The sequence below is a fragment of the Leptolyngbya sp. DQ-M1 genome (assembly GCF_039962505.1).
GTDB lineage: Bacteria > Cyanobacteriota > Cyanobacteriia > Leptolyngbyales > Leptolyngbyaceae > Leptolyngbya.
In genome coordinates, this window is sequence record NZ_JAMPLJ010000005.1 from 112,869 (window position 1) to 135,493 (window position 22,625).

Annotated in this window: 25 protein-coding genes; 13 read left to right on the forward strand and 12 right to left on the reverse strand. The window is 48.1% G+C overall.

Annotated elements, in window-relative coordinates:
* Positions 1-110 precede the first annotated feature (110 nt).
* The 6 genes from NC981_RS17060 (at position 111) to NC981_RS17085 (ending at position 4,142) form a co-directional block, all read left to right on the forward strand.
* Positions 111-1,256: an AI-2E family transporter gene (locus NC981_RS17060; protein ID WP_348244048.1), complete on the forward strand. Its 1,146-nt coding sequence runs from the start codon at positions 111-113 to the stop codon at positions 1,254-1,256.
* A gap of 78 nt (positions 1,257-1,334) precedes the next feature.
* The gene (locus NC981_RS17065; RefSeq protein WP_190379503.1) at positions 1,335-1,586 is read left to right on the forward strand and encodes a hypothetical protein; all 252 of its coding nucleotides are present in this window, start codon (positions 1,335-1,337) and stop codon (positions 1,584-1,586) included.
* A 115-nt stretch (positions 1,587-1,701) separates the two neighbouring features.
* A complete protein-coding gene (locus NC981_RS17070) occupies positions 1,702-1,905 on the forward strand; it encodes an RNA-binding S4 domain-containing protein (protein WP_348244049.1) in 204 nt (67 codons plus the stop codon).
* Between the two features lie 42 nt (positions 1,906-1,947).
* On the forward strand, positions 1,948-2,727 hold the full coding sequence (locus NC981_RS17075) for an MBL fold metallo-hydrolase (RefSeq protein WP_348244050.1): 780 nt from the start codon (positions 1,948-1,950) through the stop codon (positions 2,725-2,727).
* Between the two features lie 181 nt (positions 2,728-2,908).
* Complete coding sequence (locus NC981_RS17080; RefSeq protein WP_348244051.1) at positions 2,909-3,187, forward strand: 4a-hydroxytetrahydrobiopterin dehydratase; 279 nt, start codon at positions 2,909-2,911, stop codon at positions 3,185-3,187.
* A 142-nt stretch (positions 3,188-3,329) separates the two neighbouring features.
* Positions 3,330-4,142 carry a helix-turn-helix domain-containing protein gene (locus NC981_RS17085; RefSeq protein ID WP_348244052.1) on the forward strand — a complete coding sequence of 271 codons (813 nt, stop codon included), beginning with the start codon at positions 3,330-3,332 and terminating at the stop codon, positions 4,140-4,142.
* 32 nt (positions 4,143-4,174) lie between these two features.
* On the opposite strand, the gene crtC is transcribed toward NC981_RS17085, so the two are convergent.
* From crtC to NC981_RS17120, 7 genes are all read right to left on the reverse strand, one after another.
* Positions 4,175-5,068: a cyanoexosortase C gene (gene crtC, locus NC981_RS17090; RefSeq protein ID WP_348244053.1), complete on the reverse strand. Its 894-nt coding sequence runs from the start codon at positions 5,066-5,068 to the stop codon at positions 4,175-4,177.
* A gap of 25 nt (positions 5,069-5,093) precedes the next feature.
* Positions 5,094-5,702, reverse strand: a complete 609-nt coding sequence (locus tag NC981_RS17095) for an HpsJ family protein (protein WP_348244054.1) — start codon at positions 5,700-5,702, stop codon at positions 5,094-5,096.
* A 151-nt stretch (positions 5,703-5,853) separates the two neighbouring features.
* Positions 5,854-8,763: a UPF0182 family protein gene (locus NC981_RS17100; protein WP_348244055.1), complete on the reverse strand. Its 2,910-nt coding sequence runs from the start codon at positions 8,761-8,763 to the stop codon at positions 5,854-5,856.
* A gap of 64 nt (positions 8,764-8,827) precedes the next feature.
* On the reverse strand, positions 8,828-9,370 hold the full coding sequence (locus tag NC981_RS17105; RefSeq protein WP_348244056.1) for a DciA family protein: 543 nt from the start codon (positions 9,368-9,370) through the stop codon (positions 8,828-8,830).
* Between the two features lie 3 nt (positions 9,371-9,373).
* Entirely contained in the window at positions 9,374-10,312 is a 939-nt protein-coding gene (cbiB, locus tag NC981_RS17110; protein WP_348244057.1) for an adenosylcobinamide-phosphate synthase CbiB, read from the reverse strand.
* Position 10,313: 1 nt separating this feature from the next.
* Complete coding sequence (locus tag NC981_RS17115) at positions 10,314-10,757, reverse strand: RrF2 family transcriptional regulator (protein ID WP_348244231.1); 444 nt, start codon at positions 10,755-10,757, stop codon at positions 10,314-10,316.
* A gap of 82 nt (positions 10,758-10,839) precedes the next feature.
* A complete protein-coding gene (locus NC981_RS17120; RefSeq protein WP_190379493.1) occupies positions 10,840-11,115 on the reverse strand; it encodes a hypothetical protein in 276 nt (91 codons plus the stop codon).
* A gap of 227 nt (positions 11,116-11,342) precedes the next feature.
* On the opposite strand from NC981_RS17120, the gene NC981_RS17125 reads away from it, so the two are divergent.
* From NC981_RS17125 to NC981_RS17135, 3 genes are all read left to right on the forward strand, one after another.
* The gene (locus tag NC981_RS17125; RefSeq protein WP_348244058.1) at positions 11,343-12,179 is read left to right on the forward strand and encodes a metal-dependent hydrolase; all 837 of its coding nucleotides are present in this window, start codon (positions 11,343-11,345) and stop codon (positions 12,177-12,179) included.
* 159 nt (positions 12,180-12,338) lie between these two features.
* The gene (gene crtR / locus NC981_RS17130) at positions 12,339-13,250 is read left to right on the forward strand and encodes a beta-carotene hydroxylase (protein WP_348244059.1); all 912 of its coding nucleotides are present in this window, start codon (positions 12,339-12,341) and stop codon (positions 13,248-13,250) included.
* A gap of 129 nt (positions 13,251-13,379) precedes the next feature.
* Positions 13,380-13,745: a phage holin family protein gene (locus NC981_RS17135; protein ID WP_348244060.1), complete on the forward strand. Its 366-nt coding sequence runs from the start codon at positions 13,380-13,382 to the stop codon at positions 13,743-13,745.
* 173 nt (positions 13,746-13,918) lie between these two features.
* On the opposite strand, the gene aroH is transcribed toward NC981_RS17135, so the two are convergent.
* Both aroH and sppA read right to left on the reverse strand, forming a co-directional pair.
* Complete coding sequence (gene aroH, locus NC981_RS17140) at positions 13,919-14,314, reverse strand: chorismate mutase (RefSeq protein WP_190379489.1); 396 nt, start codon at positions 14,312-14,314, stop codon at positions 13,919-13,921.
* Between the two features lie 83 nt (positions 14,315-14,397).
* Positions 14,398-15,234, reverse strand: coding sequence for a signal peptide peptidase SppA (sppA, locus tag NC981_RS17145; RefSeq protein WP_348244061.1), 837 nt, complete (start codon positions 15,232-15,234; stop codon positions 14,398-14,400).
* 138 nt (positions 15,235-15,372) lie between these two features.
* On the opposite strand from sppA, the gene NC981_RS17150 reads away from it, so the two are divergent.
* From NC981_RS17150 to NC981_RS17165, 4 genes are read left to right on the forward strand one after another with little or no spacing between them, the layout of a single operon-like run.
* Positions 15,373-16,443 (forward strand): DMT family transporter, encoded by a 1,071-nt coding sequence (locus tag NC981_RS17150; RefSeq protein ID WP_348244062.1) that lies wholly within the window; start codon positions 15,373-15,375, stop codon positions 16,441-16,443.
* A gap of 53 nt (positions 16,444-16,496) precedes the next feature.
* Positions 16,497-17,393, forward strand: coding sequence for a HEAT repeat domain-containing protein (locus tag NC981_RS17155; RefSeq protein WP_348244063.1), 897 nt, complete (start codon positions 16,497-16,499; stop codon positions 17,391-17,393).
* Between the two features lie 29 nt (positions 17,394-17,422).
* Positions 17,423-18,508 carry a glycosyltransferase family 4 protein gene (locus tag NC981_RS17160; RefSeq protein WP_348244064.1) on the forward strand — a complete coding sequence of 362 codons (1,086 nt, stop codon included), beginning with the start codon at positions 17,423-17,425 and terminating at the stop codon, positions 18,506-18,508.
* A 21-nt stretch (positions 18,509-18,529) separates the two neighbouring features.
* Positions 18,530-19,429, forward strand: a complete 900-nt coding sequence (locus NC981_RS17165) for an LD-carboxypeptidase (RefSeq protein WP_348244065.1) — start codon at positions 18,530-18,532, stop codon at positions 19,427-19,429.
* Here NC981_RS17165 and NC981_RS17170 read toward each other — a convergent pair.
* The 3 genes from NC981_RS17170 to NC981_RS17180 form a co-directional block, all read right to left on the reverse strand.
* On the reverse strand, positions 19,414-19,986 hold the full coding sequence (locus tag NC981_RS17170) for a Uma2 family endonuclease (RefSeq protein ID WP_348244066.1): 573 nt from the start codon (positions 19,984-19,986) through the stop codon (positions 19,414-19,416). The two genes, NC981_RS17165 and NC981_RS17170, sit on opposite strands and share 16 nt — an antisense overlap.
* Positions 19,987-20,011: 25 nt before the next feature.
* Positions 20,012-21,814: a M61 family metallopeptidase gene (locus NC981_RS17175; RefSeq protein WP_348244067.1), complete on the reverse strand. Its 1,803-nt coding sequence runs from the start codon at positions 21,812-21,814 to the stop codon at positions 20,012-20,014.
* A 62-nt stretch (positions 21,815-21,876) separates the two neighbouring features.
* Positions 21,877-22,569 carry a Crp/Fnr family transcriptional regulator gene (locus tag NC981_RS17180; RefSeq protein ID WP_348244068.1) on the reverse strand — a complete coding sequence of 231 codons (693 nt, stop codon included), beginning with the start codon at positions 22,567-22,569 and terminating at the stop codon, positions 21,877-21,879.
* Positions 22,570-22,625: the final 56 nt, after the last annotated feature.

The following is a 22,625-nucleotide window of genomic DNA, read 5'->3' on the forward strand; positions in this document are numbered from 1 at the left end:
AGTCAAAGGGATCACGGCGGAAGGAGGATGAACCGAAACCAAAGCGCGATAATAATAACTAGAGACTGCCCAAAACGATCTCGTGAATTACTGTCGTTAGTTGTTGCATCATGCCTCATCGCAATAAAGTGTGGATTTGGTGGGATTCTTTATCTCCGGTATTAAAAGCGGTTGCGATCGCCTTTTTTGTGCCGCTTGTGGTGTTGAATGCGTGGGCGATCTCGTCTATTTTTGATTATTTTCATTCTTTATTAGTCATTGTCGCTGGCGCATCGTTGCTGACCTTTTTGCTAAATTATCCAGTTAGCTATATGCAGCAGCACGGAGCGACACGAGGACGGTCGGCAATTGTCGTGTTTCTGTTTACGATTTCGGTTTTACTTGCGATCGGGGTAACGCTGGTTCCGTTGGCACTCCAGCAAGCTCAACAGTTGGTGGTTCGATTACCAGATTGGATCGACTCAGGACAACGACAATTAATCCTGCTCAATGATCAAATCGAAAAAGCTGGATTCCCAGTGAGTCTTGATGTATTGGCAGATCAAATCACGGCTCCGTTGAAAAATCAATTGCAGCGATTAGCCGGGGATATTCTTGGGTTAGCGGTGATTACTGTCACCAGTTTGCTCGATGTTGTGTTGACGTTAGTATTGACATTTTATTTGCTGCAACACAGTGATCGTTTGTGGCAAAGTTTAGTTGAATGGTTGCCGCCTCGGATTCGAGATCCATTTAGCGAAACATTGCGCCTGAGCTTTCAGAACTTCTTTTTCAGTCAGTTGATCTCGTCTACCTCGATGGGGTTTGTGCTGACGGTAATCTTTCTGACGTTGCGCGTTCCGTTTGGATTGCTGTTTGGGTTAACGATCGGCACAATGGCGCTGATTCCATTCGGCGGATCGGTCGGAATTGCGTTGGTCTCGCTGCTGGTAGCGTTGCGCGATATTGGTCTAGGCGTTGAGGTGTTGATTGCCTCGTTGATTGTGCAGCAGATTATTGAAAATCTGATCATGCCGCGCGTGCTGGGTAGCTTTACGGGACTGAATCCGGTGTGGGTGTTTGTTTCGATTCTGATGGGGGCGCGGGTTGGCGGATTGCTAGGTGTGGTGGTGGCAGTGCCGATCGCGGTTGTGATTAAGAGCATTTTGGTGTCGTTGCGATCGCCTCATCCAACGATTTTAGTGACCACAGATCCGCATCCGGTGACGATCGGGCGATCGGACTCGGCGGAACTGACAAAAGCGACCGACAGTTAACGGTGTAATGTGCAATTGCTTGATAGTTCTTTTCGGTGTTCGCCCATACTGAATCTGTCCTGTTTAGGGTGAACTCAGATGCCTAGAACGCCGACCGAATTTTCTGTCCATATCATGATGGAAGGTGGACATCGCGAAGAAGTGCGATTTCCGACAATTCAAGACTTTCAGAAGTGGTACAGTGGCGAACTGATGCCGAAAGCCGCTTCAGAAGATTTTATTAGTGTTCCGATTAAAAACATCCAGGGCGAATACATGGTGGTGCGTCCAGCGCGAGTAGTAAGTTTGCGAGTTGAGCCAGTGTTTGCGGGGAGTGTTGACCGCTATTAAATTTCTAATTTTCAGATTGCGCAGAGTGACTTAGTCGCTCTGCGCGATTTCGTGATTGCATCCCGATTTTGCAAACCATTCGGTACGATCGAATGACGTAATCAACGATACGAAAATGCAGGACGACACGATTCAAGACAACACAATTAAATTAGATCAATTTCTCAAGTTTCAAGGACTGGCGCAGACGGGTGGACAGGCGAAACTGTTAATTCAGTCGGGAGAAGTGCGGGTAAATGGCAAGATTGAGACCCGACGCGGACGCAAATTAGTCAAAGGCGATCGCGTGACCACGCTGGGAGAAACCATTGAAGTCTAATCTCCCTTAGAATCAAATGGAGTAGCGTTCCGGTCAGCGACAATGTATCTTACTTGGCTTGATAGTAATTCCTGGCTGATCGAATTAGCCGATCGACGCATTCTGCTTGATCCGTGGTTGGTTGGCGAATTGACCTTTGGCAATGTCGGCTGGTTGTTCAAAGGAACACGATCCCACGATCGCCCCATTCCCGAAAATCTCGATCTGATTTTGCTGTCTCAAGGCATTGAAGATCACGCCCATCCTGAAACGTTGAAGCGGTTGGATCGATCGGTTCCGGTTGTTGCTTCTGCAAGTGCGGCAAAAGTTGCACAAGCGATCGGCTTTAAGTCGATTACGACGTTAAAACCTGGAGAATCGTTCACGCTCAGTTCATCGGTGCAAATTCAAGCCACTGTAGGCTCGGCATTAGGTCCGGGGACGCAGGAAAACGGCTATTTGCTGACAGAATTACCAACCGGGGTAACAGTGTACTATGAGCCGCACGGAAGTCATCCTTCAGCATTACCCACTCCAATCGATGTCGTGATTACACCGATAATCGATTTAGCCTTGCCTCTAGTGGGTTCGATTATCAAAGGGACTGAGAGCGCGATCGAGCTTGCGAAGCAAGTCAAACCACAAGTCATGCTTCCGACCGCAGCTGGTGGAGAGATTCAATTTGAAGGCGTTTTGATCTCGCTGCTCAAGGAAATCGGCAATGTTGAGGATTTTCGCACCAAACTGACTCAAGCGAATCTCAATACACAGGTGATTGAACCCAAACCGGGCGATCGCATTGAGATTGCTGTCGAGTCGGCGACGATCGCAAATTCGCTCTAAGTCTAACGAAATTAACTGGCTTTGTTGTCCAATCTGGGAAGCCCCCTAAATCCCCCACGGGTGGGGGACTTCAAACCGAAAAAGGTGCAAGATTCGCAAACTCTCTCATTTATGGGGGATTTAGGGGGCAAGAAGCCGCTCAAACCGAAGCGAAAACTCCAAACTTCATAAAGGTGTGACTATGCCCTCACTTTCCAGACAAGAACTCGAAACCGAACTCAAACAGCTTGAGGGTTGGACAATTCAAAACGGCAAACTGCATCGTGAATTCAAATTTCCCTCGTTTGTCGAAGCTTTCGGATTCATGTCAAGCTTGGCACTCGTTTCCGAAGCGCTTGGACATCATCCAGAATGGTTCAACGTTTACAATCGCGTCACGATCGACCTCACCACCCACGACGCTGGCGGAATTACCTCGAAAGATATGGAGTGGGCGCGTCGAGCCAACCAATTGGAATAGATTCAGCAAAATGTCCAGATTTTTTACGTTAGTCCGGAAGAGCGAAATAATCGTGCGTAAAGGGTTCCTACGTAACCTAGAGAACATCGTCTGAACCTTGTACAGAGACGATCGCAATTCTTGATTTTGGCGAGGACTGGAAATGTTAGCGCAAGATTTGAAAATCACCAGCATTGTAGGAACAGGTGAGGAGTCCTCCGAAGGATTCCGCGCTTTGCTTTCTCAAATTGAATCCGAACTTTGTCGCAGCGAAGTCTTTCGTCGCGCGGTAGCAAGTTTGGAAGAAAGCCTTCCTGAAGGCGCATCCGCACAATTTTGTCTCAAAGCTGTTGGACGAGAAGCGATTCGATTAGCGCTGCAGGAAATGATGCCCCAAGCCGCCTCAGCGCCAAAACCTGCTGAGCCTGTTCACTGCAGGAAGCCACTATCCGAGTCGGAGCAGCATCGCCAGACAGGTTTAGCTCGATTAGGCGCACAAATCCGCACTGCCCGCCAAGTCCGAGCAATGTCGATCGCGGAGTTGCACAGCAAAACGCTGGTTCCGGTACATCAACTGCAAGCGATCGAAGCGGGTCACGGAGCGCACTTGCCCGAAGATATCTACCTGCGGGGATTCATACACCGCATTGCCAAAGCGCTTGATCTCAATAGTGATCAGCTTCTCGAATTGCTGCCTGAGATCGATCCTGTCAAAGCTGTCCTGCCGACTTGGTATCATCCCCCGCAAAAGAGCGCGATCGAGATTGGTGGAATGGCGCTAAAACCTGTGCATCTCTATCTCGGCTATGCCGCAATGTTGAGCGGCGGGTTCGTTTGGCTCTCGCACCAATCGGCTCCTAACACATCAATGAAGAGCTTGAATTCGCCTCAAGTTGAACCTGCTTCCAAAGCTGAAGCTCAACCGACTGCAAAAATAAGCGCAAAGATGCAAGTTTCTGCACCCGAACGGCTCTAGAAAATTCTGAAGGCATTGATTAACTAGATTGATTAACCAGTGCCTTCACGCTTTAAATTCAAAATTGGCTGAATTGCGTAATAGTAAATCGTAAATAGCACTCCAGAAAAAACCTGTCCGCCGATCGATCCATGCCAAAACTCAAACGCAGCTTTCCCCCAGTAAACGGCTGCTAATACCATTACTGCAATTCGTACAATATTGAGTAATAACGCCAAGGTGATTCCGATCGCGATCAACCGCACCATCACGATCGCTCTCACTCGAAACGCTAATCCGATGATCACGGCGGCGATCATAATGACAAACGCCATTTCAAATCCATCACATCCGGGCGCAACTTCCACGCTTCCGGCTGGCAAAATCACGAACTCATTCTGCAAATCAACAGGTTGCCCGATCGCCCGCAATACCCAACTGCCTCCCCACGCCATAAACTCCGCCAAAGCTTTCGGTGGCGCAAAGATACTCCAGAGGTGACGGGCGATGCGCTGCCAATTTGGATGTAGGCTGATCGTGAGCAGCGCGATCGCCAACCATTGATGGCGCAAAAAGCTTGAGCCAAGATAGCTCAGGGTGCCGCCAATCAGCATAATCATGCAGCCAAACGCTTGCGGAGCCGTAGCTGGGTAATAAAAATAAAAAATAGCTAGACCGCCCAGCACAAGGCTACTTCCAAGCCATTGATCTTCGGTTAGGGGTTGGTCGAGTGAAGCGTGATGCTGATCGCGTCTTAACTGTCGAACGGCAAGCCCGATAAGCAGCACATTCAGAATCAAATGGGGCATCCCGCTTACTTGAGTCGTTGCAGCAAGCGATAACCAAGTCGGAAAATACACGCCCAGTCCGAGTGCTGCACCGAGCAAAAGAATCCAGTTATGGATTGATCTCAGGCTTGATTTGAAGTCGGAAAAATCTCTAGGCATCCATGTTTAAAGTCAATGTCTAAAATCAATGTCTAAATAAGTACAATCCGTAGCGCCCTAGAACCAAAAGCGAAATTCCAATCACAGCAAAATTACCAACGGACAGAAAACCAGTTTTGAAAATGCTGTTATTTGCCGTTTGCTTTGCGGTCTCTGTGCGGGTAGTGAGTTGCTGCATGGCTTGCTCTATCTGCTGCGGTGAGATTTTCCCTGCCGCATTGGGATCAGATTGAATCGCCTCGATGCGTGAGCTAAGCTGCGAGGACTGAGCACTGATGCGATCGAGTGCTTGACGCTGCAACGATAAGCTATCCTGTGCCACTACTGCACAAAACAATAGAAACGAAATGCCGATCGCAAAACAAAATAGCGAGATCGATCGCAGCAGTTTTCGCCGTTCGGCTCCGTAAATTAACAGAGATAGCCCAAACAAGATGACAATACTGCGGTTGCTAATTTGTTGCAGCGTTCCCAAACGCCAACCTGCTTCTGCAACATTGACGGGAAACACAATGACTAGAAAATCGAGCGCAAAAGCAACCAGACAAGTGCACCCTACGATGCGACAAAGCTTTTTTGCGCGTGACGACTCAATTAGCGGGGAACTCACGATCGGTTTAGAAGTAAAAGTCATACAAAAGCGACGCTAAAGTAATCTCTACAAAATTCGGTAGATTGCGTCGGAATTCCGCGAAAGGAATGCCTCAATTGTATCAACGCGATTTTAGTGAACTAGGGAAAATACTTAAACTTCATTAATCCTAGATAGTCGATTCATCCAGAGTTTACCGAGTCTGAGCAGGGGATTCCTCAACGGGTCGAATAATCGCAGGGGCAGGAGTCACTTCCGGGCGGAAGATAGCTTTTAGCGACTCTTCCAAAGTTGGAGTCATGACAATGCGATTTTCGTAAGCAACGACGACTCTGACTAAAGTGGGTAAACTGTTTTGCTCGGCTTCCAGATAGATGGGTTCGACGTAGAGCAGCGATTGTTCGATCGGAACGACGAGTAGATTTCCTTGAATTGCTCTCGACCCCTGACGATTCCAGAGTGAAATTTGTTGCGAAATCACGGGGTCTTGATTGATTCGCGCTTCGATTTGTTCAGGGCCATAGACTAAACGCTCTTTGGGAAAGGTATAGAGCAGCAATCGCCCGTAGTTTTCACCGTCCGATCGCGCTGCTAACCAAGCAACCAAGTTTGTGCGAGCCTGCGGAGTGTAAGGCAACAATAGAATAAATTCTTCAAACGGAACGGTCGGAAGGCTGGTAATTAGATAGTAAGGCTCGACCAGTCGTGATTGATTGCCGTAGACTTCATTTGCGATCGTCCATTGATCCTCCCGGTTGTAAAACACTTGGGGATCGGTCATGTGATAAGTTCTGAGACGATCGGATTGAATTTTGAAAAAGTCTACGGGATAGCGAATATGCTGACGCAGCGTTTCGGGCATGGCGCTGAGTGGCTTAAATAAACTTGGAAATATTTTTGTCCAAGTAGTAATGATGGGATCACTTGGATCAGCAACATAGAAATCGACTGAGCCATTGTAAGCATCAATCACAACTTTAACGGAATTGCGAATGTAATTAATTTGATTTTGTGTTGGCTCAGAGTAAGGATAACGATCGCTCGCTGCATACGCATCGATCATCCAATAAAGATAATTTTGATTGGGTTCTGAGGCATTTGGATTGCCATTTGCAGCAACGAGATAAGGATTGCTGTCATATCTGAGAAATGGCGCGATCGCTTGAATTCGCTGCTTTATGGTGCGCCGAAACAGCACTTTCGTTTCTGGCAAAAACTCCCGCGTGACTAGCAGCCGCCAATCTTTCAAATACATTGCAAACAAACTACGTCGCCACCAAGATCCGATCGAGAGACCACCTTTACCGTCGTAGCTGTTGTAAGCATTATCGCTGCCGCTCGGATAGTCTAACTCTTGCTGCCGAGTTCCTGTCATAACGTGCGTATTGGTAAGCTCACCGTAATAGATTCGGGGTCTACCGATCGGGATGCTATCGCGAATCGCTTGACTCGATGTTACAAGTGCGCCTCCGTTTGTGTTACCGATATCTTTGACAAAATATTCTGGTAATCCACCTGCCCCCACGACATTCACTGGACTGATCGTAAAACCATACCCGTGTGTATAAACTAAATGTCGATTTAACCAGGTTTGGGCTTGTTCTGGAACAGCGCGGTAATCTAATTCTCTTGCAGCAACTAGGACTTGTCGGCGTTCAGTCTGACTCGGTGCGGGTTGAGACGATGATGCTGGAGCGCTGGGTCTTTGGGTCGGGGCTTCGGTTCGTAGCGTGTAGCGATCGAAATCCGCATCGGGAAACCGATAATAGAGCCGAATCTGCTGCAGTTCGCGATTGGTATCTAGCAAAGGGCGCTGATCCCACAGTCGAATATTGCGAACGGTGAGATCGTTGTTTCTCAAATCTGCTTCGCTGAGTTGTCCTTGAGGATTAAAAGTTTGAGTGTCGATCGCATTCAAGCCAAACGCTTGACGAGTGAGGGCGATCGATCTTTCGATATAAGGTTGCTCTCGTACTAATTCATTTGGCTGCACGATGAGGTACTGCACCACTTCGGGCAGAACGACTGCAACGATGGCAACAACACCGTAGACAATTAATCCAAAGCCGACCCAGCGACGACGCTTCGATCTCGGTCGCCAGAAGATCCAGCGCCAGAAGAGATAGAGCGCGATCGCAAGTGCCGTGATTCCGAGCGCAACATAGGCGGGTAACTGGACATGGATATCGGTATAGCCCGCGCCATAAACGGCTCCTCGCGTTGAGTAAAGCAGTTCATAACGGCTGAGCCAATAGCTAAATGCCAGCGAGAACATGAACAGACTGCCTACTCCAAATAAGTGGCGCTGTTGTGTAGAGGAGAATCCAAGAAAACGCCCTTCGCTCAGGCTATTCCCAGATAACAGATAGCTCAAACTAACAGAGAGCAATCCAAACAGCGACAATCCTACTAACCATAGTGAAAGCAATTCGGCAATGGGAAGTGCAAAAATATAAAAGCTAATCTCGCGATTAAACAGAGGATCTGCTGCATTAAATGCAGTGGGATACAGATACTGCAATAGATCAATCCAATGCTGAGATAATATGAAGCTCAATAATAGAGTTAATACAATTGCGATCGCAGTTAATAAAAATTGAGGAAAAATCAGAATCGAAATTGCAGCAGCGAACGCGATCGCCGGATACCAGATTTCAGTGCTAAAGTGCTGAACAATTTGCCAAATTGCACTGAGATTAAACAATGAAACTGTTGTGACGAAATTTGATTGCCAATAACGCCAAGCTAACTGTCCATAGTGAGCGAGCATAAACCCGATCGTGAGGCTGAGTAAGATCGCCAGTGGTAACAGTGTTCTCAACCGTAGAGATAGGAGTGTATCAAATCGCGCTTCTTTTTCATCGATTAGTGGGTCATGTTTTAATCGATCGACCGTTCTGAGATTGAGCAGAAAATATGCGATCGTCACGCCTGCAACAATCAGTCCGAGCAGCCCCTGAGTAATAGTTTTTATCAGAAAAACGGGCAGATACCCGACCTCCTGAAACCAAAAAATCTCTGCTCCAAAATGAGCAAAGACACTAAGCAAAATCCATCCACCTAAACAGAAGGTGAAAAACTTTAGGAAAGTGTTTTGAAGCACAGCGTTGAAGCGAATCTTTTCATCAAACTCACGTTAGTTTAACGCGAATTAGAAGGCGCATTCTCTAACGTTTTGCAGCGCAAATTGCACAAACTGACCAGCGTTGAAGCTCTCCCGGCGGCGTTGGACTACCGCACTCCGGACAAAGCGGCAAATGTTGAGCGCGACTCTGTACGATCGATGACCAGCGATCGAATGCAGTTTTGGCATTGCTAAATAGCGCAAGCTGCGTTTCAATCTCTGAAGTTTGCCCTGGTAAACGACTCGGATGACTTTGCCAAGGATCAGACGCAACTGGAGTTTCAGTCTGAGGCGATCGCCATTGAGCGGTCGAAAATCGAATGTCGCTGAGATCGATCGATAACCGCTCTCGAATCTTTCTCAAAATCATGGAACGTTCAAACACAAGCGTCTGTGTCCAAACTGGACTCGCAGTCGTTACTTCCAGAACGTTGCGCTGAATAGCGATCGGTTGAGCATAATTCGCAATCTTCTCGCTGACCAGTTCTGCCCAGATCTCTAGAATGCGCTGTAGCTGTTGACGCTCTAGAGACTGATAATGCGGCTCGATCGCCCCCAAAATCGACTGTAATTCTTGAAACGACATAATTTATTGAAGAAATACGAGTGCGATCGCTAACCAAATCAAGAAGCACGATCGCGTTAAGTTCGTTGCTTGGTGAATGGTGTCGATCGTAATCGGTCGCAGCGGTTCACCGAGTAATGGTTTCTGTTTCTTAACGCCGCGATAATAATTCACTCCACCAACTTGAACGCCTAAAACTGCCGCATACACACACTCACTCCAACCCGAATTCGGACTCGAATCCTTTGGCGCATCTCGTTGGCAAAGGCTCCAAACCTCAAGCGGCTTGCCTGAAATCAGACCTAAAGTAAACACCGTCAACCGACAAGGGAGCCAAGTCAGAACATCATCGGTTTTAGCGCTAAACCACCCAAAATCCGTAAATGGCGCTTCTCGATAGCCAATCATTGAATCAAGCGTACTCGCTGCCTTATACGCAATCGCCAACGGAACACTCCCCACCGGCGTAAATGCTCCAATCAACGCATAAAACAATGGAGCCATCACACCATCAACAGCATTCTCGGTCACAGTTTCTAGAATAGCCCTGAGAATCTCTGGTTCCGGCAAATTCTCTGTGTCCCGACCGACATACAAGCGTAATCGCGATCGCGCCTCCTCCAAATTCGGCAGCAAGCCTAAAACATCTTCCGCAGCCATTCTCAAACTTCGTCCTGCAAAACAACTCGCAAGCAAAACGACCGCAATTGCAGTCCCAAACGCTGAATGAATCGATTTTGCAACTTCAATTGCGCCCCAAGCGATCGTAGCGCTTCCTAGAATGAGTGCGATCGTCAAGACAACTCCAGCGATCCTCAGCAGAATCGGATTTTTGGTGAATCGAAACGCGATCGTTTTGAATTGCTCGATCACCCATCCCATCACCTGCACCGGATGAATCCAATTCCACGGATCGCCGATGCAAAAATCCAGCAATGCTGCCCCGATTAAAACCCCGCTCATCTCAAACCACAAAGCTCGCCCCTTCTCCCTGAGATGCCCGCCAACTCCGCGCATCGTAGTATAAATCTTCCAGTGAAATGCTGTACAGCGCGTTTTGCAGCTTTTTGTACAGTCGATTCCACACGCTAAACGCCACCCAGTCTTCTGCCTGAGCATCATCCGGCGTATGGTGCGACAAGGGTTCCACACTTTCCCCAACTGCCGCAAGAATCTGCCCTAATGAAATTTCTGCGGGATGTCGCGCCAGTTGATACCCGCCCTGCGCCCCTCGAATCGAGTGAACCAATTTTGCTCGGCGCATTTCGATTAGCAACTTTTCCAGATAAGGAGCCGGAAGATCTTGCCGAAGAGCGATCGCCTTGACCGAAGCTGGTCCATATTCTGGCTGAAAGCACAAATCTAGCAACGCCTTCACGCTGTAATGCCCGCGTGTCGTTAGCTTCATCATCAGAGAAATTGTCTTATCCTACTCTGAATAGCCTAACAGGGAAGGCGGATTCTATTGAGGTCATGCACTCAACCCAGTTCTACCGCTCTTTTAGAGATTTCACCCAGTAGTCTTTAGAAGTGCTCGTTGGAATTCCTGTACTTGCAAGCTCTTGCTGAATCTTGAGTCTTTCCGAGACTGAGGGATTGGACAGAAACTTGGAACGGGTTACTAACTGTAAGCTTGAAGGCTGAACCGGACGAGACGCGATCGCAGGAGGAGTAGGCCGAAGCGCCAGTCCCACTAAACTTACGATCGATGCAGTCCAGCCCGTAAGCGCAGCAATGGTTAACCACTTTTCAACTGTCTGATTCATCCTCGACTCCACCATGCTCAGGAACTTGCTTGCAGACCGGCTCTAACCGGACTAACAGAGATATCTTGCTCTCAATGATTATAACTTGATTAACAAAAGCAGGAATAGATCTCGCTCTGTTGTCAACCGTAAAGATTGGCAAATTTTGCGATATATAGGCAAAACTCCGGAGGAATTTCCACTAGAATCCGATGTCCCTTGCTCAAAAGACAGTGTTTTGAATGGTTATGAATCTCAAGCGCCTGCTTCAAGTGGCGCTGCTTGTTTCAGTCGCAATCGTAATTTTGATGGTGAGTGTCGTACCGCAGGGATCAAGCGCTACGGCTGGAAAAACGCAATTGCAATGGTACGGACAGTCCGCATTTAAGCTCACCACTCCATCGGGTAAAGTCCTGTTAATCGATCCCTGGCTGACTAATCCTGTAAATCCAAACGGCAAAACCGATCTCGCCAATCTCAACCGAGCAGATTTGATTCTGATTACACATGGTCACTTTGATCATGTCGGCGATGCCGTGACGATCGCAAAAAAAACAAACGCCCCCTTAGTCAGCACCGCCGACTTAGGACAGGCATTAGTAGGCATCGGCTATCCCAAAAACCTAGCTACCACGCAAACTCTAGGGAATTTCGGGGGTGAACTGACGCTGTTAAACAATGAAGTGAAAGTTGCTTTCATTCCGGCTGTTCACAGTTCGGCAGTTGCATCAGATGGGAATCCAGCCCAGTATGCAGGCAATCCGGGAGGATTCCTAATCACAGTGCAGAATGGGCCTGTCATCTATCACACAGGCGATACTGACGTTTTCTTGGATATGCGGTTGATCCCAGAATTTCGTAAAGTTTCGGTGATGCTGGCTTGCATCGGCGATCGCTTCACGATGGGGCCTAAGCGGGCAGCCACTGCGGTGAGTTATGTTAAGCCAAATGTTGTGATCCCGATGCACTTTGGCACTTTCCCTTTATTAACCGGAACACCTCAAGCGTTTCAAGCCGAACTCGCTCGCCAAAGAGTCACAACAAAGCTTCAAGTCATGAAAGTGGGTCAAACGATTCAGCTTTAAGTTGCTTGTAATGCCTCTGGTTAAGAACCAGGGCAATTCTAGATCGGTTGTGAACGCTGAAAAGAGTAGGGTCACAATATCTCTCTGGTTGCTTTACTTAACTTAACCACAGCACGTATCGTACAATACGCAAAGTATTCATGTATGAGAGGTGGTGTGATGTCGGAGGCGGCAACGAAGCCCCTGACGATTCCGAGGGAGTTGCTGGGAGCGCCCGGTGATTTTAATCCAACGTTATTAATATTTCTGATCTCAAACGCGATCGCCATTATCACCACACTCGGCTACTGGTGTTGGGGATGGGTGGATTGGGTTTGTTTTTGTCTAAATACGATCGGGCTGCATCTGCTGGGAACGGTGATCCACGATGCTTGTCATGGTGTGGCGCACCGCAATAAGGTGATGAATGCACTCCTCGGACATGGAAGCGCCTTTTTCCTGTGCTTTTCTTATCCAGTCTTTACGCGGGTACACATTCAACATCACGGCAACGTCAATGATCCTGAAAACGACCCAGATCACGTCGTTTCGACGTTCGGGCCCCTCTGGATCATTAATGCGCGATTTATGTACCACGAGTTCTTTTTCTTTCAGAGAAAGCTGTGGCGCAAAAATGAGCTGTTTGAGTGGTTTTTAGCGCGGCTATCATTAGCGATGATCGTCTTTGTCGCAGTGAAGTACCACTTTTTGGGCTATGTGTTTAACTTCTGGTTTATTCCCTTGGCGATCGTGGGCTTGGTGTTAGGGCTGTTCTTTGACTACCTGCCGCATCGTCCGTTTAAAGAACGCGATCGCTGGAAAAATGCCAGAGTCTATCCAAGTCGAATTCTGAACGGCTTGATTTTGGGACAGAACTATCACTTGGTGCATCATCTTTGGCCCGCTGTACCCTGGTACAAATATCAAGCTGCATACTATGCAGCAAAGCCGATTTTGGATGAAAAAGGATCGCCGCAATCGATCGGACTGCTTAAAGAAGACTTTTTTGGCTTCCTCTACGACGTTTTCTTAGGGATTCGGATTCATCCCAAGCCGATTAAAGAAATTCCTGAAGCGCCGCTCGCTGAATAGCCGGAAAGCCCCAACTCTCACTTCAGGGTTGGGGCTTTTTAAGATCTGCCTGGATGGAGAGGATGCCTTTACGATCGCTGCGCCAGAATTAGTTATAGAAAAATTGTTATTAATGCGGAGAAAACAAACATGGGATATTTCCTAACCATCCTAGTAACAGCACTCAGCTTGCTTGTCGTGGATATTGTATTACCCGGTGTCAATATTGAAAGCTTTGCGGTCGCGCTGATTGCAGGTGTGGTGATCGGTTTGGTGAATACTTTTATCAAGCCAATTTTGTCGCTGTTGACGCTACCGATTAACCTGCTGACGTTGGGATTGTTCTCGATCGTCATTAACGGAATTTGTTTTACCTTAGCGGCTGCTTTGGTTCCAGGATTCCAAGCTCACGGTTTAGTGTCCTTCTTGGTGGCACCGTTTATTCTGTCGCTGGCAAGCACATTCTTGAACAAGTATTTTGCTGAGCGCAATGTTGATCTCAAGCCGAATGCGTAACTAAACATAAGTTTGAACATAAGTTTGACAAAGGTTTTCGCTGCGGTTTGAGCGGTTGGTTGCCCCCCTACATCTCTCACTTGTGGAGGACTTTGATAATTGTTTGATAACTGATCGATACTCATAGAATTCTGAAATAAAAAAGGGCGGTATTTCAACCGCCCTTTTTTTCGCTAATTTTGAGGACTTGCGATCGAACTCAATGCCCAATCCGGTCGTAGATTCTTCGCCTGTCGCAAATAAGGATGATGAATTTTCACATCTGGATCAGGTGTATTGAAATGAATCAGAAACCGAATACAGCGCTCTAAACTACCCTGGACGTGCATTTGCTGAACATCAATCAGGGGCACATTCGCCCAGTGGGAGCGCTCACGAGCGATTGCCGCTGGAAAAATCGCATCAAGATCCTTAGTGACTGTAAACGTAGCGCTGACGATTTCCTCCGGGTCGAGTTGGTTATAAGTTTCTAACTCATCCAATAACTCTATTACCGCTTCCCGAATTGCCTCGATCGTATTCTCTGAAGCGGTGGTCGCTCCCCGGATTGCTCGTACTCGCCAATGCACGTTCCCGTCCTCCTAAGTCTTGCTCGTTCGTACCTAGATTATCAACGAAAGGGCAAGGGTGAAATCCGGATAAATGCTTTGATCTAAGGACGATACAACCACAGCGGCAATCCGCAAGTCTCAAGTTCAAATTCTAACCAGTCCATACCTACCACAAGCGGCGGTAAAGCTCCGATTAAACCGTCTAGACGATCGTTCGAGGCAAAGCGACCGACTAAGGATTTCTTTTCTTCAAAGTGATAAGTCTTCGTCTTCTCTGGATCGAGATTCACCAGTTCACATGCCCAGCGTCGCGCATCTTCTTCGGTTCCTAAACGATCGACCACACCCAATTCAACCGCCTGCTGTCCGGTGAAAATTCGTCCGTCTGCAAACGATCGCACCGTTTCTTCTGAAAGATGGCGCGACTCTGCAACCGTTTGCACAAACTGAGAATAGCTGACATCAATCAGGTCTTGCAGAATTTTTTGTTCTGGGTCTGTAAGTTCGCGATCGAACGACAAAATGTCTTTGTAAGGCCCTGATTTAATCACCTTGAACGATACGCCAACTTTCTCCAGCAATCGCTCAATATTGTTACCGCGCAGGATTACACCAATGCTGCCTGTAATCGTTCCAGGATTCGCCATGATGTGCTGTGCGCCCATGCCGATATATACGCCGCCCGACGCGGAAATATTGCCGTAGCTCGCAACAATCTTAGTTTTTTGCCCCAACCGCTTCAGCGCTTCATAAATCTCCTGCGAATCGCCTACCGTTCCGCCAGGGCTGTCAATTCTCAGCAATAACGCCGGAAACTCTCGCTCCTCCACCGTTTTCAAATTTTCTAACACTCGTTTTCGAGTTGCGCCCGCGATCGCACCTTTAACTTCAATTCGAGCAATCTGCTTCCGCAACCCACGCTTAAACAACCGCACCATAATGCCTTAACCATCACAAGTTAAGACAATTTTAACGTTTCCGCTTGAGATCCATTCGATCGACATCGCTATCCAGACTACTTAACACTTCTACATAATTTACTAAGATGAGAAGAACACCATTCCCAAATCGCACTCATGCAGACTAAATCTCGCTCTTTGATCCTCCTGATTGCACCGTTTTTCCTGTGGGGAACCGCAATGGTAGCGATGAAAGGCGTAATTCCAAATACGACTCCGTTTTTCTTAGCGGGGGTGCGCTTACTACCTGCGGGACTTTTGGTGCTGCTAACGGCGGCATTTATGGGTCGATCGCAGCCCAAAGGGTGGGCAGCATGGCTCTGGATTAGTTTGTTTGCGATCGTAGATGGGGCGATGTTTCAGGGCTTTCTCGCTCAGGGATTAGTCAGAACCGGAGCGGGATTGGGATCGGTGATGATCGATTCGCAGCCGCTAGCGGTGGCACTCATGGCGCTGTGGTTGTTCGGTGAAAAGATTGGGGTTTGGGGCTGGGTGGGACTTGCGATCGGCGTTTGCGGCATTAGCTTACTGGGATTACCAGAAGAATGGATTCTTTCTGCTGGATCGCGGTTAGGCGATGCCCTATTAGATATTCATTCGTTTACCGATTTATTAGCAGGATTGTTTGATAACGGACAGTGGCTGATGCTGTTAGCGGCATTATCAATGGCGGTCGGAACAATTATTTCGCGCTATGTCTGCCGGTATACTGATCCAATTGTGGCGACGGGATGGCACATGATTTTAGGCGGATTGCCGCTGTTTGGATTATCAAACCAGCTAGAAAGTGGACAATGGACGAATTTAACGGCAGCGAACTGGGTGTCGCTCTCGTATTCGACGATTTTTGGTAGCGCGATCGCCTACGGCTTGTTTTTCTACTTTGCCGCCAGTGGAAGTCTTACGAGTTTAAGTTCGCTGACCTTTTTGACCCCTGTATTTGCGCTGTTGTTTGGAAATCTCTTCCTCGCAGAAGTCTTGAGTCCGGTTCAGTGGGTGGGCGTGGGCTTCACGCTAATTAGCATTTACTTAATTAATCAGCGGGATATGTTGGGCGAGAAACTCAGTGGTTCGATTTCTGAGTCGATCGAGGAAGTTCAGGGTAACATAGCCGAGAAAAGGCAATTGCTACCGCAAGCCGAATCAACTCTCAGTGAAATTACGACTCTGTCCGATTCCGACTCTTAGCTTTTAGCAATCCGAGTCGGATGGCGATATGACCTTCCGTTTTGGATTCCGCTATGACTCGTTCTCTCCTCCTGATTGTCACTTGCGCGGCTTGTCTCAGTTTGTCTACGCGCTCAGTTCAAGCTGTTCCCTCTCAATTAGCTACACCGCTTTTAGCCAAAACTGGAGAGCCAGCAAAAACGCCGTTTTGGGCATCACCTTTGTTTCTGGGTGGGCTTGGGGCAACGAGCATTGCTGGAGCGGTTACGGCTTGGGTACTCAAGCGCAAATCGATCGCTGAGAATTTAAGTGAGCAGAGCCGCGCGATCGAGAATCTGGAGCGATCGCAGTCAGTGGTATCTAGCAGCAATGGAACTCCTGATATAAGACCGGAGCTTCTGCCGCTCACCGGGAATTCTCAATCAGAAACCGCCACCCAGGCAGGATCTGGTGGAATGCTGCAGGTCGTTGAATTACCCAAAGCAGTTTCTTCACTTGCGATCGAAGAAACCACTCGTCTTGCAAAAATCAACATTGTTGATGAACTGATTCAAGACTTACGATCGCCTGACCCTGCAAAGCGCCGCAAAGTCATTTGGGAGCTAGGGCAGCGCGGAGATACTCGTGCTGTGCAACCGTTAGTTGATCTGCTCGTCGAGTCGGATTCTAAGCAGCGAAGTTTGGTTCTATCTGCACTTTCAGAAATTGGCACTCGAACCCTGAAACCCATGACAAGAGCGTTAGCCGTTTCGCTCCAAGATGAGAATGCAGAGGTGCGAAAAAATGCCATTCGGGATTTGACCCGCGTGTTTGACATGGTTTCGCAGATGAGTCATTTGCTGCATCAAGCAACCGAAGATTCAGATCAAGAGGTGCAAGACACAGCGAAATGGGCATTGGGACAATTGAATCGAATTCGATCGACTCCCTCAGAAGCGCCCACGCTGAAAAATCCAGAGAGTTTGCCGTAGAGTAGGAAAACACTCCACGTTAGAATCCTGTGTCTCGATCGAATCCGCTTAAATTACTGCTGCTGTCTACTCCGGTTGGCGCGATCGGCTCCGGTTTAGGCGGCGGCGTTGAACTGACGCTCACAAATATTGCCCGATCGCTGATCCTTCTCAATCATTCAGTGACAGTGATTGCGCCTGAAGGCTCTGTTCTGGATGGCATTCCGCTAGTGCCGATCGCGGGAAATCTCCAAATTACGGCGCAATCTCAGGGGCGCGATGCCCTGATTACGCTACCTGCGAATTCAGTGTTGGGGAATGCTTGGAACTATGCGCGGCAAGTTCAGCATGAGTATGATGTGCTGATTAATTTTGCCTATGATTGGCTGCCGTTCTATCTCACTCCATTTTTTGAACGCCCGATCGCTCATTTAGTCAGCATGGGATCGCTGACCGATGCAATGGATCAAATCATTGCTCAAGTTGCTGAACAGTTTCCCGCGACGATCGCAGTTCACAGTTTGGCGCAAGCAGAGACATTTTCGTTTCGCGATCGCTGTTTTAATCTCAAAAATGGCTTTGATTTATCGCAGTACCAATTCAATCCAACTTCAAAAAATCACCTCGCTTGGGTCGGTCGAATTGCCCCCGAAAAAGGGTTAGAAGATGCGGTTGCTGCCGTTGACCAAACTGGAATTCCGCTGAAAATCTGGGGCGTGATTCAAGACGAAGCGTACTGGAATCACATTCAAGCAAGCTATCCAAATGCGCCGCTCGACTATTGTGGCTTTCTCTCTACTCAGGATTTACAAAAAGCGCTGGGAGAATCGAGAGCGTTGTTGATGACTCCGCATTGGGTCGAAGCGTTTGGCAATGTAGCGATCGAAGCACTAGCCTGTGGCGTTCCGGTGATCGCGTATCGTCGCGGTGGGCCGGCTGAGATTGTGCAGGCGGGTAAAACGGGGTGGCTGGTTGAACCGGATAGCGTCGCTGGATTAGTTGAGGCGATTTCTAAACTAGAGCAAATCGATCGCGCCGAATGTCGTCAGCAGGCAGAGCGCGAGTATTCTTTAGAAGCGATCGGAGAGCGGTTAGAAATTTGGCTCGATCGCATTGTACAATCCCAAGATTTATAGATCGCGAAATTTGTAGATTTTATGAAACGCTGTCAGCCTCCTGCACCGCTTAAACCTGGCGATCGTCTCTGTGTGATTGCGCCAAGTGGCACCTTACGCGAACTAACTGCCTTCAAACAAGGCATTGAGGTGTGGAGGCAGCGCGGCTATCAGGTCGAGCTAATGGCTGGATTTGACGACCAGCATGGTTATCTGGCGGGAACCGATGAACAGCGTCGCGCTCAATTTGCAGCCGCGCTGAATGATCCGGCTTGTCGCGGAATTTTGTGTGCCCGTGGAGGATGGGGCGGTGCAAGGGTGCTGGAAAAATGGCGCTTTCCCGCCGTTGAACCGAAATGGCTGATCGGGTTTTCGGATATTACCAGTTTGTTATGGGCTTATGCAGAACAAGGTGTTTCTGGGGTTCACGCGCCGTTGCTGACGACGATCGCCGCTGAGCCAGAGTGGTCAAAAAAGCGTTTGTTTGATTGGATTGAAGGGCGTTCTCTGCCTGCGCTTCAAGGGTCAGGCTGGGTAAGAGGTCAAGCGTCTGGATTGTTATTGCCTGCAAATCTTACGGTCGCGACGCATCTTCTAGGGACACCGTGGCAACCGGATTTTTCGGGGGTGATTTTGGCGATCGAAGATGTCACTGAAGCTCCGTATCGCATCGATCGAATGCTGACGCAATGGCGCTTGTGTGGAGAGTTTCGCCATATTCGTGGGATTGCGATCGGGCGATTTAGTAAGTGTGATCCGCCTGCGGGAATGCCGAGTTTTAGTATTGAAGAAGTGCTACGCGATCGACTCTCTGATCTGGGAATTCCGATCGTATCTGGTTTACCGTTTGGTCACGATGGCGAAAATGCAGCGTTGCCTGTGGGAATTCCAGCCGAGATTGATGGCGATCGAGGCGTTCTCAGCTTTCAAGCGAATACTTGATCAACCGCAATCTCGAAGCCGTTGAGAACTTTTTGAGTCGCGATCGTCTGTCCGGGGCTAAAAATTTGCCAGGATTGGTCGATCGTTCTCACCATGATTAGTTTTGCTTCAGGAAAGACAAGCCAAACTTCCTCGCAACCGGATTCTAGGTATTCGATCGCTTTCGCAAACAGTTCCTCAGCGAAATCGATCGGAGAAGCAACTTCCGCAATTAGAGGATAACTTCGTGGAACCGTAGCACTTTGATTAAACTGAGCAAACAGAGGTGCGGGAAGATAAGCACAATCCGGTCGTCGTCCTTGCTTTTGAGCCCGACAAGGGGCTTCCGGTAACGCTTTGCCCCCTGGCTCATGTGCGGTCGCATCGTTGTTCCACGCGGTCACAATATTGCCTTGAGCGATTGAGTGCTTAACCGTCATTCCTGTTTTTTCAACTAATTCACCATTCACCCATTCCATGTCTTGTGGAGGATTGGCAACGAAATCCTCCAAGGTGAATGGTTTAGAAATTTCTTCTTGTACTGGTGCAAGAATTTCTTGCGAAACAGTTGCAATCATTATTTTTTCTCCATGTATTTTACTTCTAGCGGGAAAGTGAAGCGATCGAGACTCCTAACCATTGCTCAAAGTTCTGCTGCTGAAGCGCGGACGGATTTTCGATCGTCTCAATTCCGTAACTGGTTGCACGCGGTTTTGCAAGCGTCAGCGATCGCTGCTTCAATTCATCGCCATGGAATACCGTCAACGTAATCGTATCTCCGGGCTGATAATCCTTCAGTCGCTCCTCAAACTGCCCGGAATTGACGCGGAAGCCATCGATTGCCAGAAGTTCATCACCAGGGTCGATCGCCGCTTTCTGAGCAGGCGAACCCGCTTCGACAAATTTGATCATTTCCCGACCGCCTTCTGTCTTCACCGTCATTCCAGCAAACGGCGGTAAATTTGGTGTGTCGACGTTCGATCGCAGACGCAATCCAAATGCGGCTAAATATTCGTCAAATGGAAGTTCTTCCGTTCCGTGAAGATAGCGATCGCAGAAATTCGTTAAATCAAAGCCAGCAATGGATTCGATCGTTGTTTTCAATTGTTCGGGAGTGAAGCCGATTTCGTCTTTACCAAATTGCTGCCACATCACGCGCATGACATCATCAAACGATCGTTGATTCTGATGCTTGATCCGAATCGCTAAGTCTAACAGCAGCGTCACCATCTCACCTTTGAGATAATAGGAAATCTGAGAATTGGCACTATTCGCATCGGAACGATAGAGCTTAATCCAAGCATCAAAACTCGATTCGCTTAAGGGTTGCACTAAACGTCCGGGCGTTGTCAAATAGCGAGAGACTTCTTGACCCAAAGCATTAAGGTAAGCCTTCGCATCATAAATTCCCGCACGATACGGAAAGATCAAATCATAGAAGCTGGTTGTTCCTTCACTAAACCAAAGTGACGGCGTGTAATTTTCACCGTTGTAATCAAATACTTCAAGCGCTTTTGGTCGAATTCGTTTCACATTCCAAAGATGAAAGAATTCATGAGCAACGAGCTGCATAAAGCGATCGTACTTCTCTTTCGCCCGAAATCCTAAACGCGAATAAATCAAAGAACAGCAATCTTTATGCTCTAATCCACCGAAGGAATTTGCAGTTAAATGTAAGAGAAAGAAATAGCGATCGTAAGGCAATCCGCCAAACATTTCAGCCTCAACCTGAATGATTTTTTGTGTGTCTTGAACAATGCGATCAACATCTAGTTTTCCTTCTCCCCAAACCACAAATTGATGCGGTTTTCCTAATACTTCAAACGAATAAACTTGATGCTGTCCAATCTCAAATGGACTATCGACTAATGTATCGAAATCTTTGGCTTCAAAGGTGTTAGGTGCGATCGCAGGCAGCGCCGTTACAATTTGCCAATCTGAACGCGGGGGAACGATTGTGACGCGAAAGGGTTGCTTCTCATACCCCGGCACATGAAAGAACAGTGCTGCTCCGTTGAAATACCCGTGATTTTCATCGAGATGATTCGTCCGTACCGTCAATTCATTGGCAAAAATCTGGTAGTGAACCTCGATCGCCTCTTTACCCTGAGTTTGAATCTGATAGTGATTTTTAGCTAACTTTTGCCAGGGCGATGCAGATTTGAAACCTTGCAAATGGCGTGAATACTCGCGCACTAAGTACGATCCGGGTGTCCAAACGGGCATCTTGAGGTCGATCGTTGGCAATGTCCAACCCTGAATTCGCAGCGTCACCTCGAATAAATGCGACTCCGGCTCAGGCATCGCAACGACATACTCAAACGACAAAGCACTCTGTGGAGAAGAGTTTGAAATTTCCGCTTCTGGACGTAGCGATCGGATAGCTCCAAACTCTTCGTGATTCATAGCGCTCAACTCCGGCAACAAAGGATTTCTCTATCCATCATGCCGCAATTCCACAACCCAACTCACCCCTTTTTAGAGGCTAACGCAGTAAGATGCTGCAAATTTATCAGATGAATGACCTGCTGCTTCGGCTCAATCCGAATCCAGCCCTTGCTATCCAGCTTTTCGAGAATTTTGCTCGTTTCCTCAACGGTGATATCGGTTACATCAGCCAGATCTTTGGCAGGAATATTGAAAATATAAACCCCTGAGCCAGAAGACTGACCGTAGCTTTCAGCTAGCCCGACTAACGTGTTGACAAGCTTAATAGCTGCAGGTTGATGGCGCAGCTGAAATCTAAGATTCGTTTGGCGCAATCGTCGTACCATCAATTGCAGCATTCGATGGTGGAGTTGCGGGTCTTTAAACAGGGTTTGGATAAAGCGCTGTGCCGAAATGCTCATCAGCCGCACATTAGAGAGCGCAATCACATCGGTCGATCGAGGAGATTCATCCAAAATCGCCATTTCACCGAAAAAGTCGCCGCGACCGAGGAGCGCCAGCGTTGAAACCTCTTCGCCTGTACCAGAGTGTCGTCGGACTTTGACCCAGCCAGAAACCACAAAATACACAGCATTTCCCCAGGCATCTTCCATCAAAACGGCTCTGCCACTGGGGTACTCATGTTCAGTCGCAACGGAGAGCAACCAATCTAGCGTCTCTGGATTTGCCGCCGCGAGTAATGGAAATAGCTCACTGAAAACTTCAGTCTGCATCGGATGATCCACTGGGGAAAGAGGTCGTTTTTATCTTTCCCCAATTCTTCACGTGA

Coding starts and splice junctions, on each gene's coding strand:
- NC981_RS17060 (WP_348244048.1), top strand. CDS start 111: ATGCCTCATCGCAATAAAGTGTGGATTTGGTGGGATTCTTTATCTCCG.
- NC981_RS17065 (WP_190379503.1), top strand. CDS start 1,335: ATGCCTAGAACGCCGACCGAATTTTCTGTCCATATCATGATGGAAGGT.
- NC981_RS17070 (WP_348244049.1), top strand. CDS start 1,702: ATGCAGGACGACACGATTCAAGACAACACAATTAAATTAGATCAATTT.
- NC981_RS17075 (WP_348244050.1), top strand. CDS start 1,948: ATGTATCTTACTTGGCTTGATAGTAATTCCTGGCTGATCGAATTAGCC.
- NC981_RS17080 (WP_348244051.1), top strand. CDS start 2,909: ATGCCCTCACTTTCCAGACAAGAACTCGAAACCGAACTCAAACAGCTT.
- NC981_RS17085 (WP_348244052.1), top strand. CDS start 3,330: ATGTTAGCGCAAGATTTGAAAATCACCAGCATTGTAGGAACAGGTGAG.
- crtC (WP_348244053.1), bottom strand. CDS start 5,068: ATGCCTAGAGATTTTTCCGACTTCAAATCAAGCCTGAGATCAATCCAT.
- NC981_RS17095 (WP_348244054.1), bottom strand. CDS start 5,702: ATGACTTTTACTTCTAAACCGATCGTGAGTTCCCCGCTAATTGAGTCG.
- NC981_RS17105 (WP_348244056.1), bottom strand. CDS start 9,370: ATGTCGTTTCAAGAATTACAGTCGATTTTGGGGGCGATCGAGCCGCAT.
- cbiB (WP_348244057.1), bottom strand. CDS start 10,312: ATGAGCGGGGTTTTAATCGGGGCAGCATTGCTGGATTTTTGCATCGGC.
- NC981_RS17115 (WP_348244231.1), bottom strand. CDS start 10,757: ATGAAGCTAACGACACGCGGGCATTACAGCGTGAAGGCGTTGCTAGAT.
- NC981_RS17120 (WP_190379493.1), bottom strand. CDS start 11,115: ATGAATCAGACAGTTGAAAAGTGGTTAACCATTGCTGCGCTTACGGGC.
- NC981_RS17125 (WP_348244058.1), top strand. CDS start 11,343: ATGAATCTCAAGCGCCTGCTTCAAGTGGCGCTGCTTGTTTCAGTCGCA.
- crtR (WP_348244059.1), top strand. CDS start 12,339: ATGTCGGAGGCGGCAACGAAGCCCCTGACGATTCCGAGGGAGTTGCTG.
- NC981_RS17135 (WP_348244060.1), top strand. CDS start 13,380: ATGGGATATTTCCTAACCATCCTAGTAACAGCACTCAGCTTGCTTGTC.
- sppA (WP_348244061.1), bottom strand. CDS start 15,234: ATGGTGCGGTTGTTTAAGCGTGGGTTGCGGAAGCAGATTGCTCGAATT.
- NC981_RS17150 (WP_348244062.1), top strand. CDS start 15,373: ATGCAGACTAAATCTCGCTCTTTGATCCTCCTGATTGCACCGTTTTTC.
- NC981_RS17155 (WP_348244063.1), top strand. CDS start 16,497: ATGACTCGTTCTCTCCTCCTGATTGTCACTTGCGCGGCTTGTCTCAGT.
- NC981_RS17165 (WP_348244065.1), top strand. CDS start 18,530: ATGAAACGCTGTCAGCCTCCTGCACCGCTTAAACCTGGCGATCGTCTC.
- NC981_RS17170 (WP_348244066.1), bottom strand. CDS start 19,986: ATGATTGCAACTGTTTCGCAAGAAATTCTTGCACCAGTACAAGAAGAA.
- NC981_RS17175 (WP_348244067.1), bottom strand. CDS start 21,814: ATGAATCACGAAGAGTTTGGAGCTATCCGATCGCTACGTCCAGAAGCG.
- NC981_RS17180 (WP_348244068.1), bottom strand. CDS start 22,569: ATGCAGACTGAAGTTTTCAGTGAGCTATTTCCATTACTCGCGGCGGCA.